Origin of the sequence: Salegentibacter lacus, assembly GCF_020164555.1 — a bacterium.
Lineage (GTDB): Bacteria > Bacteroidota > Bacteroidia > Flavobacteriales > Flavobacteriaceae > Salegentibacter > Salegentibacter lacus.
Window position 1 is genome coordinate 1 of the sequence record NZ_JAIQZB010000058.1, and the last position, 884, is coordinate 884.

Annotated in this window: 1 protein-coding gene; it reads left to right on the forward strand. The window is 38.9% G+C overall.

The window, feature by feature from the left end; all coding sequences use genetic code 11:
- Positions 1 to 884: IS4 family transposase (locus tag LB465_RS18060; RefSeq protein WP_224471313.1), on the forward strand; the 884-nt coding region annotated here is incomplete at both ends.

The window sequence follows — 884 nt, forward strand, 5'->3', positions numbered from 1 at the left end:
GTGAAAGAGGCCTCTTCTCGAACAAAAAGCTTATCATTTGGAAGAGACTTACTTTGCATTCAGGATACTTGTGAGGTTAATCTTGGGAAGCATAAAGGCAGGTTAAAAGAAAACAGCGGCCTAGGTCAATCCGATAAAGGGCAAAGCGGTAATTGTTTTAAAGTTCACCCAGGACTTGTAATGGATGCTGCTACTTTTTCCCCATTAGGCTTTTCACACATAAAAGTATTCCATCGCCCTGAAGATAGGCCGGATAAACATCAAAGGAATTACAAAAAACAAAATATAGAAGAAAAGGAGTCCTATAAATGGATAGAAGTTGCCTTAAAAAGTAAAGAAACACTAGAAAATGCGAATAGTGTTACTTTTATCGAAGACCGCGAAGGAGATATTTTTGAGCAATTTGTGAGAATCCCGAATGAAAAATTTCATTTACTTATCAGATCGAGGGCCAACCGAAAAACCAAAAATGGCAACCTATATAATGATATAGGGTCCCAACCCATTGCAGGTACTTATCAAATTGAAATACCTACGGATAACCGAAAAAAGCAATTTAAACGAATTGCACAAATAGAATTGCGTTTTGGGGAATCAGACCTGGTACGACCAAAATACCTTAAGAAAGGTAATGGACCGGATCACGTTAAGGTATACTGCATATCTGTAAGAGAAAAAGGCACTTCTTCAAAACCAGTTCATTGGAAGTTGTTGACCACCCACAAAATCACGAATTATGATCAGGCCCTGAGAATAGTCGAATTTTATTCCGCACGATGGTATATCGAGCAGCTGTTCCGATTGTTGAAAAAACAGGGGTTTGGAATCGAAGAAACCGAACTAGAGAGTGGGTGGGCGATACGCAAATTAGTGGTTATGCAGAT